Here is a 13,360-nt window from a genome sequence, read left to right as displayed (position 1 = left end):
CGCCACTCCCACCCCATTAACCATTCGTTAACCATTCCCTCGCTAGCGTTTACCTCTCAGTAAGGATTCGCCAGCCGTGACCTTTGCCGCCCCCCTCGAGGCCAAATCCATTCGTTTTCGCGCACGCTCTTTCGTCGCTTTCACGCTGACGCCGGAGGCGCCTTTGGACGTGTGGCTTGAGGGGCTCGACCACTGGATCGGCAACTCGCCCGGTTATTTTGCCGGGCGGCCGGTGGTGCTTGATCTCAACACCTTGAAGCCCGATGTCGCCGCGATCGAATCGCTGGTCGGCGTGCTTGGCCATCGCGGCATCCGCATCTACGCCATCGAGCTCGACGGCCACACCGCACTCGAGCCCAACCTGCCGCCGGTGCTGGTCGGCGCCAAGGAGGCGACGACGGATGGGTTGCTGCCCCGCGAGGCGCGGGCGGAGGGTTTCGACAAGGCCGAGGGCAAGGCGCCTGAACAGCACGCCGATGCGGACAGCGCGGACAAGGCCGACGGCGGCAAGGTTGACGCAAGCAAGGCGGGCGATAGCGAGGCCGCGCAGGAAGCTTCGGGCACGCTGATGATCAAGGCGCCGATCCGTTCCGGCCAGGCGATCGTGCATCCGCATGGCGATGTCATCGTGCTCGGCTCGGTCGCGTCCGGCTCGGAGATCATCGCGGCGGGCTCGATCCATGTCTACGGCACGCTGCGCGGGCGCGCTTCGGCGGGTGCGCTGGGCAACAGGGGCGCGCGCATCTTCTGCCGCAAGAACGAGGCCGAGCTTCTGGCGGTCGACGGCTGGTACGTCACCGCCGAGGAGATGGAAGGCGTTTCGCGCGGCAAGCCGGTGCAGGCGTTTCTCGACGGCGACGCCTTGCGGGTTTCGACGCTGAGCTGACATTCGTTTCGATATTGGGGCGGCCTGGCCGCTCGACCAAGAAAACAACAACGGAGGCTTTTCAATGGGCAAGGTAGTGGTGGTCACCTCGGGCAAGGGGGGCGTCGGCAAGACGACCTCGACGGCGGCCCTCGGGGCGGCCGTGGCCAAGACCGGCAAGAAGGTGGCCTTGGTCGACTTTGACGTCGGCCTGCGCAACCTCGACCTGATCATGGGCGCCGAGCGGCGCGTGGTGTTCGACCTCGTCAACGTCATCCAGGGCCAGGCGAAGCTCTCGCAGGCGCTGATCCGCGACAAGCGGGTCGAGACGCTGTTCCTGCTGCCGGCTTCGCAGACGCGCGACAAGGATGCGCTGACCGAGGAGGGCGTCGGCGAAGTCATCGACAAGCTGCGCTCGGTGTTCGACTACGTGTTCTGCGACAGCCCGGCCGGCATCGAGCGCGGCGCGCAGCTCGCCATGCGCTTTGCCGACGAGGCGGTCATCGTCACCAATCCGGAAGTGTCGTCGGTGCGCGATTCCGACCGCATCATCGGCCTGCTCGATGCCCGCACCTTGCGGGCCGAGCAGGGCGAGCAGATCGCCAAGCATGTGCTGGTGACGCGCTACGATGCGGCGCGTGCGTCGCGCGGCGAGATGCTGTCCATCGACGACGTGCTGGAAATCCTGTCGGTGCCGCTGCTCGGCATCATTCCAGAAAGCCAGGATGTGCTGCGCGCCTCCAACCTCGGCTCGCCGGTGACGCTGTCGGAGCCGCTCAATTCCGCGGCACGCGCCTATATCGACGCCGCCAGGCGGCTGGAGGGCGAGGAATTGCCCGTCATCGTGCCCTTCGAACGCAAGGGCTTCCTCGATCGTCTTTTGGGAAGGAGGGCGGCATGAACCTGCTCGACATCTTCAAGCGGCGCTCCAGCGCGCCGGTGGCGCGCGAGCGGCTGCAAGTGCTGCTCGCCTATGAGCGCCGCAACCGCAGCCAGCCAGACCTCGTCTCCATCCTGCGCGAGGAGATCATGGCCGTCATCGCCAAGCATGTGCAGATCGACCAGGATTACCTGCAGGTCTCGATGGACCGCGGCGAGACCATGTCGACACTGGAAATCGACATCCAGATCCCCAACAAGAGCGCCGTGCCGCTGGCCATGGCGGGGTGAGGCGTCGTTGCTCTTTTCCTCGCCCCCGCGAAGCGGGGGAGAGGTGCCTCGCGTAGCGAGGCGGAGAGGGGGCAGCGCGACGCTGGCGTGTTCCTTCTGAATTCATTGAGGCCGAGCCATTCCCCCGCTCCGTCTCGGCTTCGCCCAAGCCACCTCTCCCCCACTTCGTGGGGGCGAGGAACCAGGCCGCGCACGTCGCTCGCGTCATCCAAACCCCTAAAATGTCCCAAATTTACCTTTGTGCCGACGGGGCTTCCCCTGCGCGAGCAGCGGATGTAAAGATATATTAGCAATTTGTTAAGTTCGAAGCGAGGTATGCGTAAGGGGAGTTTGGTGATGAACTTCAGAGGCCTGATCAAGCGTGCTGAAGACGTGGATAAAGCGATCCAGGACCTGCAGATCGATTTGGCGGACGCGCTGGATGCAAGTCTCGATGCCGACGACCTTGCGCCGCCAGAGAGCGACGATGTGCCGGATGCCCAGGCGGCACCCGATGACGGGCCACCCCAGGCCGATGCGGCAAATGACGACAATGCAGGGAATGCCGACGATGCGGGCGCTGCGGACAGTTCCGAAACCGCGCCACGGCTGACGGCCCATACACAGACCCGGCTGGCTGCATTGAGCGCCTTTGAGGGGCTCTTCCACGACGCCAGGGACTATCTGGAGGAGATCAACGACAAGCTGTCGGAGATCGGCACCTCACACCATCTGACGCGTGAATTCCTCAACATCCTGCACAGCGACATCCTGCGCGCCAACGAGCTGGAGGTTGCCAATGCCGCCCTGGCCGCCGAACAGCGGGCGCTGTCGGAGAAGCTGCACGACGCGGTGAAAAAACTGCGCGAGCGTGACGGCGCTTTCGAAGCGCTGCAGCAGCGCGAGACAAGCCTGGTTCAGGACCGGGAGACGCTTCGTGCGGCACTTGCCGCGGTAAGGCTGGAACTCGTGGAGACAGCCAATGCGAGCGCCAAACGCGAAGCGGAGTTCGGCGACATCGCCAAGCGGCTGACCGCCAGGACGGTCGAGGCCAACAGGCGCTTGCGCGAGAGCAAGATGCTGCGCGAAAAGCACGTCAACCTGTCGATCGAACTCGACAAGGCGCTGAAGCGGGAATCGCAGGCGCGCCACAGGCTCGACGAGCTGTCGGCGGTCCATGTCAGCGAAGCAGCGCGGCTGGCGGAGCTGCTGGCGGCGCTCGGCAAGAGCGAGAAGGAGGAGATGCGGCTGCAGAAGTCGCTCGAGGCCGCACAGGCGAAACTCTCGGAAACGACCGAAGCGGCCCGCATGATGGAAGGCGACAAGGAAGCCGAGCTGGCTCGCGGCCAGGCGGAAATGCGCGGGCTGAGCTCGGAGATCCAGAACCTGCAATCGCGGCTGGAGCAGGTGTCGAGCGAAAACAGCGAAGCCGCCGGAGAGATCGCCAGGCTCAAGAGCGAACTCAACGATGCCCTGGCCGAAAAGAAGATCGCCGATGAAAGATTGTCCGCGCTGAGCCAGGAGAGCGAAAGCGACAAGATGAGTCTTTCCAAGGTGAACGCCAACCTTTCTCAGCTGACGCTGCAACAGGCGTCCGAACAGATACAGTTCGACGTGCAGAGGCAGGAGTGCGAGGATCTCAAAGCCGAGATCGCATCGCTCAATGCCCGGATCAAGGAACTGCTGCCCTATGAGCGGCTCCACAAGGCCACCAATGGCAGGCCGCGCGAGGACGGCGTGGTCGAGATGGCCGGGGCGATGGCGAAGAAAGCACGGACGACGGGCAGGCGGCGCATGCGCAGGAATGTCGGCGCCGCCACCTGAAGCGTGTCGCGCCTGAAAGGGGGCAGGCGACCCGCTTCAGGCTTTTGTTTTTGTGCATGGGAGGCCGGCACCTCACCCGGAGAGTAAGCCCAATGGGGCACCGGCCAGGCGGATCGACAGGTCCGCCGCACAGACAAGGTAGCGCGCCTCGGCTCCGCACGGCATTGGTGCGATCACGGAAGGTGCCAGCGGCACTTGCCCGGGCTTCTGATTCGAACGCTTCGACGACCCGCCGGCCGGAGTCCGCAGACACGCCCGCGAAGCGGTCGCGGGCCGGCCCGGTGCCTTCTCAGTCGAGCGGTTCGTGCTGGTAGAGCTCGTCCATGCTGAGCGAGGCCAGGGCGCCGAAAGGGGCCTGCCTTTTCACGCGGCCGCCGCTCAGGATCACCACGTCGTCGCAGAACGAGATGGTGCTGTGGTGGTGGCTGATGACGATGGTGGTGCGGCGGCCGGCTCTCGACTTCAGGGTCTCGACGATGGCCGCTTCCGACAGCCCGTCCACCGCATTGGTGGCTTCGTCCAGTATGAGGAGATCAGGATCGCGGACAAGAGCTCTGGCCAAGGCGATCCGCTGCCTCTGTCCCGCCGACAGATTGATGCCCCTGTAGCCAACCAGGGTCTCGTAGCCCTGAGGCAGCCTTTCGATGAATTCGTGGGCTTCGGCCAGTCTTGCGGCGGCCTCGGCATCGCCGGCAGTCGCCGCATCCTGCCCGTAGGTTATGTTTTCAAAGATGCTGCCGTCGACCAGTTCCAGTTCCTGGCTGGCCAGGGCGATGTGCCGTCGCCACTGGCTGGCGTCGATCCCGTCGAGCGGCGATCCATCGACGAGGATGCTGCCGGTATCCGGTTCGACGAAGCGGCACAGGAGATTGACGATCGTCGTCTTGCCGGCGCCCGAGCGGCCGATCAGCGCCGTCGAGCGGCCACCGCGGATTTCGAATGCCGCCGCATGCAGCACCACCTCGCGCCGGTCCGTGCCGGAATAGGTGAATGTCACATCGTCGAACCTGATGCCCTGGCGCAGGCCGTGGAATGGCCCGTCGCCTTGCGGCGGTTGCGGCTTGCCTGTGGGATCCAGCAGCCAAGTCACCTCTTCTAGCGATCCGCTCAGGCCTTGCAGCTGGCTCCACGACCCCTGCAGGGCCCGCATATGCGGCTGCAGCCTGTAGAGCAGGATGACGAAGGCGATGATCAGCGGGAAACTCACCTGCGCCAGCCAGGCGCCGATCACCACCGCCAGGAACAGCATGGCGTGGAGAACCTCCGTCAGCGGCGGCAGCGCTCCCTGGCGCACGAGCAGCGCGAAGGAGGCGCGGCGAACCGCATCGGACGCCGTGTCGAATATCGCCTTCTCCCGGTTCTCCTGTCCGAAGATGCGGATCAGCCGTCCGGCATGCACAAGGTGAAGCATCTGCGAGGCGAGGTGGCCGTTGCGCGAAGCGACGCTGCGGCTGGGCTCCTTCAGATTGGCCGAGAGGACGGCGTGCGCGATCTGGACGAGCGCCAGTCCGAGCGTGACCAAAAGCGTCATGCGCCACGACAGCAGCAGCAGGAAAGCCAGGAGGATGATGGCGGCCGATGCGCTGACGATGGCCGACAGCATGATCTGGATCGCGTCGGAGGCCCGCCAGGATTCGTTGGAGATGATGTTGAGCAGGCGTCCAGGGCTCTGCCGCAGAAAGAACGGGTAGCCGACCCGCAACAGCTGCTCCGACAAGGCGCTGCGGATCGAGTGACTTGCCTTGCCGGAGATGAAGGTCGTCAGCAGCGTGTTGGCGAAGGCGAAAACGTTCTTCAGGATGATCGAGCCGAGGATGGCGGCCGAAATGACGACAAGCCGGTCGCGCTCGCTCAAGCCCGATCCGACGTGCTGTAGGACAGCGGAGAAACCGGCCATTCCGGCTGCATCCCCATGTCCCATGATGATGCCCAGCAACGGGATGATCAGGCCGATGCCGAACCCTTCGAGGACGGCGCTGACCAGGCCGAGAACCACCACCGCCGGAAGCAGGCGCAGTTGCCGCTTTCCGAACGCCCGGAACAGCATCGGCAGGTTTGGCGGCAGCATTGGCATTACAGCGTTTCACCTCGCCTGGGCATTGGCTTGTTGATCTTGCCGCACCGGCTCGGCCCGCGGCCGTCTGGCCAGCAGGAGAACCGCGAACCTGGCAGCGCCGAGCAAATTCATGGCGACGATCGGCCAGTGCGGCAGGTTGAGTTCACGATCGAACGCAGGCCCCCCCGCCAATTCCCGGAAAGCTCCTCTTGCGGCCCAGTAGAAATGGCGAAGCAGCCAGGGCGCGTGGCGAACATGCTTCAGGCAGAGCCCGCCATTGCCCAGGCTGTAGTCGCGGTGCAGCTTTTCGATGGCGTTGCGATCCCGCCGGCCGTGATGATGGAATATCGTCATGTCAGGCACATACTCGACCGCGATGCCGAGCAGCATCGCGCGCACGAGGTAATCGGTATCCTCGGCCGACCGCAATGGCCCGCCGGCGCCGAAGCGTTCGTCGAAATAGCCGATGCGGGCCGCGACATCGCGGTGCATCGTCATGTTGCAGCCCAGCACGAAACCGCCGGGATGAACATCTGGCGTCAGCCGCTCGCGCGCCCACGACCGCTTGATGGTGAACGGCAGATCCCTGGCATCGCCAAGCTCGACACGTCCGCCCCGGATGAGCCATCGTTCCCCCGACGCATAGTGTCGCTCCAGATCGCGCAAATAGTCGCAATGGACCGCGCAGTCATCGTCCACGAAGACCAGCACACGGCCGCGCGCGCGCCTTAAGCCCGCGTTGCGCGCAGCCGCCAGCCCGGGGCGCGGCTCGCAAATGGGCGTGAATGGAATGTCGGATGTAGCGGCGATGCTGGCCAGGCGTTCGGCCGTCCGATCGCTCGAACCATTGTCGACGACCACGAGTTCGGCGGCGAAGCCGGCATGGGCGCGGCACGCGGCCTGCACCGACTTGATGCAGGCATCGAGCACGGCGACGCGGTTGCGCGTGCAGATGATGAAGGAGACTTCCGGCGCCGATCGTTCCGGGCGGGGACCGGCCGGGGCAGGGCCAAGCGCCGTCGAACGATCGCGCTGCAGAGGTTGGTTGGCTTTGACGATCATCCTCAGCCCGCCTGATAAGGTGCCAGAACCGCCGCGGCGGGCGCGGATTTGAAGAAGTAAGCCACGGCATCGGCTTGCCTGGCGGCCGACAGCGAGGCGCGGCTGAGCCAGGGCGCCCAGGCGCCGGGCCGCAGCGCATATTGTTCGCGGCGCCGGATGGCGTTCCATTTCGTGGTCCGCGTCAGCAATTCATGCGTCAGCGCGGGCTGCTTTTCGTCAGCCACGAGCTGGTAGAGGAAATAGAACAGGTTCAGCGCGCCGGCCTCGAAGCTCGGCCGCGTCGCCGCCGGCAGCGAGCGGATCTCCTCCTCCAGCGCGACGATGAAGCTGGCCGCACGGGCGAGGGTATCGTGGCTGACCGCATCGCCAATGTCGCGCAGGTCCCGCGTGGCCTGCGCCAGGCCCTCGCGCTCGAGGTTCTCGGCCACGATCCGCAAATGCGTCCTGCGCATCTCCTTGGCGTGCCGGCTGGTCACGCTTGCCTGATGGACGCGGTAGACGACCAGGTTTTCGGGCATCATGGCTGCCGGGTAACGGCCGGTCAGCCGCCCGAAAAGATCGAAATCCTCGGCGTGCCTGTAGGTCTGGTCGTAGTGGAGAACGCCGTCGTCGATGACCTTCCTGTTGTAGACGACCGTCGGGTGCATGAAGATCGTGAAGAACATCGCCAGTATGGGGATGCGGCCGAACTGGAACACCGGATCGGGCCTGCCCCTGGCGATGCGGCCGCGGATCAACATGTCGACGCCGGCGCCGCAGAAGCCCAGTTCAGGCCGCCGCTCGAATAGCGCCACCTGGCGCGACAAACGCCAGGGATAGGCGACGTCGTCGGCGTCCATCCGCGCGACCAGTTCGCCCCGGGCGACCGCCAGCCCTTCGTTGAGCGTCGCGACGAGGCCACGGTTTTCGCGCGAGATGATCGAGATGCGGCTGTCGGCCTTTTGGTGTCGCTCGAGTATCTCGAGCGAATTGTCGGTCGAGCCGTCATCGATCGCGATGACCTCCAGGCGACCGTAGTCCTGCCGCAGGATGCTTCCCAGCGCGGCGGCGAGATAGGGACCGGCATTGTAGACCGGCAACAGGACGGAGACGAGCGGCGCGGCGGTCATCGTCTTGCGTCCGTGCGCTGGAGCTCGAGCGCCGGTGTGGGGCCATCGGGCGATCCGCCGGCCGCCGTCGCGAGCCAGCCGCCATGGCCGACCTGCGCGGCACGGGTGCGCGCGACATAGGGGAAGTGGCGCTTCAGGCTGTTGAGCGGCCTTTCGAAAACCACCCAGGAAATCGAGGCCGCGACAATGGTGGCGGCGCCCGCAATCAGGAATCGCCCCGGCCCTTGCTCCGAGACGTTGAGCGGAATCCAGGGCTGCGCCTTGACGGCGAGCGACAGCAATATCGGATGATAGAGATAGACGCCGTAGCTGATGCGGCCGAGGCCAAGCAGCGGCGGCAGGTCAAGAAGCTTGCCGATTGTGCCGCCAAGGCCGCGCGAACAGGCGGCGACGATGGCCATCAGCGGCACCAGGGGCAGGACTTGCCGCACCAGCCAATGGGCCCATTCGAGCATCGGATCGGCAGGCGGCGGCCCAAACCATTCGATGACAAGGAATGCGGCCGCGAAGGCAGGCCAGCTGAATTGCATCCAGTGCGGCAGGGCCGCCCCCCTGGACCGCCAGCAGGCAAGCAGCGCGCCCGTCGCCAGCGCATCCATGGATGCCGGCGGCAGCAGGTCGCGCGCCAGCGCCGGCGTGGCGGTGATCGGCCAATAGAAGCGATAGGCCAGCGACAGTGCGATGACGCCGATGCAGATCTGTTCGAAGCGGCGGCGCGGGACCAAAAGGACGACCAGCGGCCAGGCAAGATAGAACTGCTCCTCGATGCTCAGGCTCCAGAAATGGCACAGCACCCAAGGGTTCCAGTCATTGCGCAGCGCATACCAGAAATTCGACAGGTAAAGCGCATGCCAGACCAGCGATCCCCTGGATTGGTCCAGGTCGACCAGCCAGACGAAACCCAGGACGGCGAAATAGGGCGGGAATATCCGCAGCGCCCGCCTGATGTAAAAAGATCGCAGCGCGGGGCCGGTCTCGAATTCGGCGGCCGAACGCGCTTCCAGGAGCAGGCGCGTGATGAGGAAGCCGCTCAGCACGAAGAACAGCCGCACGCCGATATGGCCCCAGAATGAAGATCCTCCAGCGGCGAAGAAATGGGAGTACAACACCATCGTCACGGCGATGGCTCTCAACGCATCAAGTTGGCTGTCGCGGGCGCTTCCCATCAGCGGCTTCCGCGGCATTGATGTCCGCGACGTATCCGCCAGCCGGTCGTTTCGGGCAGCAGGCCAAGGCGGACGAGATCCGCCAGGGCGCCGGCAAACGCGCGCTTTGCGAGTCCGATTTGGGCGAGTCCGATCGGGTCGGGCCCGAAATCGACGGACGGACAGCTCAAGCTGGTCAACCTGGCGGGATCCTCCACGGCATATGTCCAGTCGCAAACGAGTCCCCCAGGAGATCGTTCGGCTACGGCATTGTGCGGCGCAACACAAAAAATCTACCCGGCTGAAATACTTATGTGAGCAAGCGCTAAAGATTGACAAAACCGGGCGGTTTTCGCCAATTTTGGCGATTTTCCGCAGAACTTAAACGCTGTGGTTTAAGTTGTTTCGATGTTCACGCCTCGGTTGATTGAAGTGCTCCTGGCCTGAGAGCCTAGTTCTTTGTTAGATCACAAGAAATTTTGTGATCTATATTTTGGCTATATGGGTTCGGTCCTGGCTCCGTGGAGATATGATTTGGAACCATTGGCTTTGCGCGGTGCAGCATCGTCTCTGTTTTTTCCTCGGCTGCCGCGCGCAACGCCGGCTACTCGGCTGACCGCTAACCGTCACACTGCATCGAACACCACCGTCTGTTCCAGCCCGCCGCCCCGGCGGTTTTCCAGCGTTACCGTCCCCCCATAGCGCTCGATGATTTCCTTGGCGATGGCGAGGCCAAGACCCGCTCCGGGGATGGATTGCAGGCGGCCGGGGTCGACGCGGAAGAAGGGCTCGAACGCCTTGTTCAGGAGTTCCGGGGGGATGCCCGGGCCATGGTCCGATATGGTCAGCACGGCGCGATTGTCGGCCGCGGCCAAGTCGATGCGGCACGCCTTGCCATGGGTGGCGGCGTTGACGATCAGGTTGCGCAGCGCTCGGCGCAGGCCGAGCGCGCCGGCCCGCACGCAAACCTTGTCCAGGTGCCCGATCGAGACGGCATGGCCGAGCGACACCATCTCGGCTTCGATATCGCGCACCGTCTTTTCCAGGTCGACCGCTTCGACGGCGTCCTGGTTCACCTCTTCGCGCACCAGGCGGATGGCGCTGTCGGCGATGCGGTCGAGCTCGTCGAGGTCGTGAAGCCATTTGTCGCGTTCGTCGTCGAGGAATTCGGCGCGCAGCCGCATGCGCGTCATCGGCGTGCGCAGATCATGACCGGCGGCGGCGACCAGCCGCATGCGGCTTTCCATGGCTGTCCGCAGCCGCGACGAGAGCTGGTTCAGCGCATGCGCGGTGGCCTTGACCTCGGCCGAACCCACTTCCGGCACCGCCGCCAGAACGCCATCCGAACCGATCTTGGAGACGGCGGCCTCCAGCATCTCAAGCGGGCGGATCAGCACCGAGGTGAAATAGACCGACACCGCCGTGGCGCCGGCGACGATCAGCGAGATCCAGCCGGCCAGAACCAGCCATTCGCGCCGCGGCGGCTTGAGGTGCGGCACCTCCATGATCGCCCAGCGGCTGTCGGGCAGCTGCATCGAGGCGATCTGGCCGGGTTCGTCCGGCTTCTCGTTGACGACCGCTGGAAAGTCGAGGCCACGGCGGTGCAGGATATCGTTGAGCATCGCCGTTTCGGCACGAGCCACCTTGCCGCCCGCCGGATGGTCGGCGAATTGCACCCGCAGGACGTCGGGGATCGGCCCCGGCAAGAGCCGCACCACCAGTTCCATCTGTTGGGCAATCCAGGGCACGGTCAGTTCCGGTGGCGGTCCGCCGCCGCGCACGCTGATGACGGCGGCGGTCGCCAGGCCGACGACGCCGACGATCGAGGCGACCAGCAGCAGGATGAGACGGCGGCGCAGCGAATTCACGGGTGGCTCTCCACGGTCTCGACGCGCGCGGTGAGCTGGTAGCCGCCATTGCGCACGGTCTTGAACAGCGGCCCGTCGCCGGTGTCGGAAAATTTGCGGCGCAGCCGGCTCACCAGCACATCGACCGAACGCTCGAGCGGGTCACGCTCGCGGCCTTGCGTCAGGTCGAGAAGCTGGTCACGCGACAAAAGCCGGCCAGGGCGGTCGAGAAACACTTGCAAAAGGTCGAACTCTGCGCCGGTGAGGTCGACGGCCATACCTTGCGCGTCCGTCACCTTGCGGGTGTCCGGCTCCAGTCTGTAGCTGGCAAAGCGGTAGATGCGCGCGCGCGGCGGCGCGGGCGCCTCCTCGGGCGTCGAGCGCCTGAGCACGGCGCGGATGCGGGCGATGAGCTCGCGCGGGTTGAACGGCTTGCCGAGATAGTCGTCGGCGCCGAGTTCCAGGCCGATGATGCGGTCGACATCTTCTTTCAGCGCCGTCAGCAGGATGACCGGGATATGCGGTTTGCGGTCGCGCAAGGCCCGGCAGATATCGAGGCCGGAGCCGTCCGGCAGCATGACGTCGAGCACGATCAGGTCGAACTGGCCCGCGCCCAGCCTCTGCTCGCATTCGCGCCGGTCCGCCGCCGCCGTGACACGAAAGCCCTGGCTGTCGAGATAGCGCTGGAGAAGCGTCCTGATCTCACGGTCGTCGTCGACGACTAGGATATGGGGTTGTGACTGCATCAATCGTGCCCTTGCCTTGGCCGCGATTATAGGGAGAGCCGCGTCCAAGCGGCACGGAAAATTGCAACTGAATGTTTCCGGCAGGCCGTGGGAAACATTCAGTTACAAATTGCCCTCTTGCGGAAACCTTCGGCAACAGGCCGACGCGAAGCGGACAAACACTCTTCCTATCCTCTCATTTGTCCGAAGCATGAGAGAAAGGAACACCGTCATGCGAAGCAGACTTCTTGCGCTCGGCCTGTTTTCCGTCGCCGCAATTCACCCCGTGCTGGCGGCACAGCAGGATCCGGGCGCCGCTCCCGGCGAACCGCCACCGGTCATGGCCCAGCAGAATGGGGCAATGCAGGATAGACCCGACCATGGCCCGATGGCCGGACCCGGCCCGCACGAGCCGATGCGGCATGGTCCGCAGGGCTTTGGCCCGCGAGGTTTTGGACCGGAAGGCTTTGGCCCCCGTCGCATGGGTCCGCCGCCGGAATTCATGCTGGCCGCCCGGCTGGCCGCGCTTGAGACCCGCGTCGGCATCCGCACCGAACAGCTCGACGCCTGGCGCGACTACACCAGCGCGCTGCAGGCCGTGCTGACGCCGCCACGGCCCGATCATGGGCGGCCCGGTGGTCCTGATGGCCCCGGCGGTTCCGAAGCGAAGGGCCCCGACGCAGCCGGCCCGGACGGCAAGCCCGATCCCTTCGCCTTCCAGGAAAAACTGGCAGACGACGTCACGGCCCGCGCGGTTTCGGCCGGCAAGCTGAAGGACGCGATCGCTGAACTGCGCGCCAAGCTGACGCCCGAACAACTCGAACTCCTCGCTTCGGCGGAACGCCCCCATGGACCCCCCCCCGGTCCCTGGGGCGGTCCGCCGGATGATGCAGCCGGCCCCCGAGGTCTGCCCAACGATGGCAGTCCGCCGCCCCAGCCCGGGAACGGCTGAGAACTCTGACCGGCTGCGCCGGCCGGCCCGGAACCCAACCCGTTCTCGGGCCGGCCGGTCTCTTTCAGGGATGGCGGGCGTATCTTCGCCATCCCTGTTTTCAAATCATGCCCAGTTCAAATCAACGGAAGCACGACAATGTGGGAAGCCATAATACTGCTGCGGCTGCTCGCGTCCGCGAGCCAGAGATTGTCACTCGACTATGCCGGACGCGGTCTTCCGCTGTCCGGACGCGGCCTGCCGCTGGCCCTGCCGGTCGACACGCTGAAGGGCGCGATCCGCCTGAGCTTCGCCGCGTGGCGGCTGTCGCTTCCGATCTCGCAGCCGCTCGACAACCATGGGCATCATGACCGCAAGATCGCGTGATTCCGGCAAGGCGCTTGGCATGTCCTCGCTGATCGGCATAATGATGTTGGTGGGCATCGCGGCCAGTTACTCGACCTTCGAGCAGCTCCGTCCGCAGAGAAGGAGCGCGACATGAGCCGCTTCGAAGCATTGCTCGACGCCGCCCGCAGACCGGCGCGGCCCACCATCAAGATATCGGCCGGCATGCCTCGACCAAGCGGTCGATTGCCCGCGCCCGCAACTCCAGCGAAAGATCATTCAGTCCATGTCTATTCCTGTCT

12 protein-coding genes are annotated in these 13,360 nt (G+C 65.1%); 6 read left to right on the top strand and 6 right to left on the bottom strand.

Annotated features, from left to right (window positions below; all coding sequences use genetic code 11):
* The first annotated feature begins 76 nt into the window (after positions 1–76).
* The 4 genes from minC to EN943_RS27435 all read left to right on the top strand — a co-directional run bounded on the left by minC (position 77) and on the right by EN943_RS27435 (position 3,838).
* Positions 77–886, top strand: coding sequence for a septum site-determining protein MinC (gene minC, locus EN943_RS27450; RefSeq protein ID WP_127415392.1), 810 nt, complete (start codon positions 77–79; stop codon positions 884–886).
* A 64-nt stretch (positions 887–950) separates the two neighbouring features.
* Positions 951–1,766: a septum site-determining protein MinD gene (minD, locus tag EN943_RS27445; RefSeq protein WP_127415391.1), complete on the top strand. Its 816-nt coding sequence runs from the start codon at positions 951–953 to the stop codon at positions 1,764–1,766.
* The gene (gene minE / locus EN943_RS27440; protein WP_024501686.1) at positions 1,763–2,035 is read left to right on the top strand and encodes a cell division topological specificity factor MinE; all 273 of its coding nucleotides are present in this window, start codon (positions 1,763–1,765) and stop codon (positions 2,033–2,035) included. Before minD ends, minE begins: the two co-directional genes overlap by 4 nt.
* 336 nt (positions 2,036–2,371) lie before the next feature.
* On the top strand, positions 2,372–3,838 hold the full coding sequence (locus EN943_RS27435) for a hypothetical protein (protein WP_127415390.1): 1,467 nt from the start codon (positions 2,372–2,374) through the stop codon (positions 3,836–3,838).
* 289 nt (positions 3,839–4,127) lie between these two features.
* On the opposite strand, the gene EN943_RS27430 is transcribed toward EN943_RS27435, so the two are convergent.
* From EN943_RS27430 to EN943_RS27405, 6 genes are all read right to left on the bottom strand, one after another.
* On the bottom strand, positions 4,128–5,912 hold the full coding sequence (locus EN943_RS27430; protein ID WP_127415389.1) for an ABC transporter ATP-binding protein: 1,785 nt from the start codon (positions 5,910–5,912) through the stop codon (positions 4,128–4,130).
* A 9-nt stretch (positions 5,913–5,921) separates the two neighbouring features.
* Positions 5,922–6,956: a glycosyltransferase gene (locus tag EN943_RS27425; RefSeq protein WP_127415388.1), complete on the bottom strand. Its 1,035-nt coding sequence runs from the start codon at positions 6,954–6,956 to the stop codon at positions 5,922–5,924.
* A gap of 2 nt (positions 6,957–6,958) precedes the next feature.
* Positions 6,959–8,065 carry a glycosyltransferase family A protein gene (locus tag EN943_RS27420; protein ID WP_127415387.1) on the bottom strand — a complete coding sequence of 369 codons (1,107 nt, stop codon included), beginning with the start codon at positions 8,063–8,065 and terminating at the stop codon, positions 6,959–6,961.
* Positions 8,062–9,231: an acyltransferase gene (locus tag EN943_RS27415; RefSeq protein ID WP_127415386.1), complete on the bottom strand. Its 1,170-nt coding sequence runs from the start codon at positions 9,229–9,231 to the stop codon at positions 8,062–8,064. The genes EN943_RS27420 and EN943_RS27415 overlap by 4 nt, the downstream gene beginning before the upstream one ends.
* Before the next feature lie 605 nt (positions 9,232–9,836).
* Complete coding sequence (locus EN943_RS27410; protein ID WP_127415385.1) at positions 9,837–11,078, bottom strand: ATP-binding protein; 1,242 nt, start codon at positions 11,076–11,078, stop codon at positions 9,837–9,839.
* A complete protein-coding gene (locus EN943_RS27405) occupies positions 11,075–11,803 on the bottom strand; it encodes a response regulator (RefSeq protein WP_127415384.1) in 729 nt (242 codons plus the stop codon). Before EN943_RS27405 ends, EN943_RS27410 begins: the two co-directional genes overlap by 4 nt.
* Positions 11,804–12,014: 211 nt before the next feature.
* Here EN943_RS27405 and EN943_RS27400 point away from each other — a divergent pair, with 211 nt between their 5' ends.
* A complete protein-coding gene (locus tag EN943_RS27400; RefSeq protein WP_127415383.1) occupies positions 12,015–12,734 on the top strand; it encodes a hypothetical protein in 720 nt (239 codons plus the stop codon).
* Between the two features lie 138 nt (positions 12,735–12,872).
* Positions 12,873–13,100, top strand: coding sequence for a hypothetical protein (locus tag EN943_RS27395; RefSeq protein WP_127415382.1), 228 nt, complete (start codon positions 12,873–12,875; stop codon positions 13,098–13,100).
* Positions 13,101–13,360 lie beyond the last annotated feature (260 nt).

The organism is Mesorhizobium sp. M7A.F.Ca.US.006.01.1.1 (genome assembly GCF_003997935.1).
In the GTDB taxonomy this organism is placed as follows: Bacteria; Pseudomonadota; Alphaproteobacteria; order Rhizobiales; family Rhizobiaceae; genus Mesorhizobium.
Note: the sequence above shows the minus strand (reverse complement) of the source record. Positions and strands in the feature narration are given on the sequence as shown.